The 1,394-nt window shown below is 46.0% G+C and carries 1 protein-coding gene; it reads left to right on the top strand.

The window, feature by feature from the left end:
• Positions 1 to 1,267 (top strand): IS110 family RNA-guided transposase (locus tag BMZ81_RS13785; RefSeq protein ID WP_242942660.1); only part of this gene is annotated, 1,267 nt, incomplete at its 5' end.
• Positions 1,268 to 1,394: the final 127 nt, after the last annotated feature.

Here is a 1,394-nt window from a genome sequence, read left to right on the forward strand (position 1 = left end):
ATTGAATATGTGCGTACTTTGGAAAGAGCTGGATAACCGCATACCAAAAACGAAAGAAGGAATGCCAATGCTTGCTGTCGGTATCGATGTATCAAAGTCAAAAAGCGCTGCAGCAATTCTGAATCAGGATGGAACAGTACACACGAAACCGTTCGAGTTCCATCACAATCAGTCTGAAACGAAAGCCCTAATCGAGTACCTTAAAGACCAGAACCAGCAGGTAACAATCCTCATGGAGAATACCGGCCATTACCACTACCCCATATTGAAAGCTTTTGAGGAAGAGGGGTTATCTGTTTGCCTCATCAATGCATACCAGATGAAAAAGTATGGAGACATGGAGCTGCGCAAAGCAAAGACGGATAAAAAAGATGCTCTGCGAATTGCCAGGTATGCTCTTGAGAAAGGATATTCTCTGGTTCCTCATACTTCAATGGATCAGAAATACGAGGATCTTCGTTTCCTTGCAAGGCAGTATGATCAACGCATGGGAACCCTTACAACAAACAAGGTATTCCTCATCAACCTGTTGGATGAAACCATGCCGGGTATCACAAAATTGCTGTCATTAACGACCAGAGACCCCGAAACAAGCCTTACCATGCTATTTATTAAGCGGTTTAAGTCCTATGACCGTATTAAGAAAATGGGCAAGACCAGATTTCTGGATAGCTACGACAAGCTTGCCCGGAAGTCTCGCAACCGTCATGCCTACGGATACGGTCTGGCCATCTATGAGCTGGCACTCAACAGCATTACAACACGCGGCGAGAATGAATACACCCTGGCTGCACAAGACCAGTGCGCGGATCTGGTTTGTGAATCGCAAAAGGCTGCTGACGCCATCATTCGGCAGATGCAAACCCTTGCAGAAACCCTGCCTGAATACGCGGTTCTTCGTTCCATGGCCGGTGTCGGCGAACGACTCGGACCGCTCATTCTTGCGGAGATTGGAGATATTCGCCGTTTTCACAGCGGCAAGGCACTCAATGCATACGCAGGAAATGACGCCCCTCCATACCAGTCTGGAACGTTTGAGAGCCACAATCGCCACATATCAAAACGTGGGAATGCGGCTCTCAGAAAGTATTGTTTTGAGGTCATGCAGGCGCTCAAACTTACACGACCTCAAGACGACCCTGTCCTTCAATTCGTCCTAAAGAAGGAGCAGGAAGGAAAACCTTATAACGTAGCCAAGATGGCCGGCGTTAATAAGTTTCTCCGGATCTACTATGCCAGAGCAATGGAAACACTAAAGCAACAGTAAATCTAGATCTCATTATACAGGTTATTTTCAAATCCACAACCACTGTGGGTTTGGTTTTTGCACCCTTTTTAGGCTGTTGGAGCCTAAACTTTTTTATTTTACCCTTGACTTTTACATTAGCAAGATT

This window comes from Oscillibacter sp. PC13, assembly GCF_900115635.1.
Classification (GTDB): domain Bacteria; phylum Bacillota; class Clostridia; order Oscillospirales; family Oscillospiraceae; genus Oscillibacter.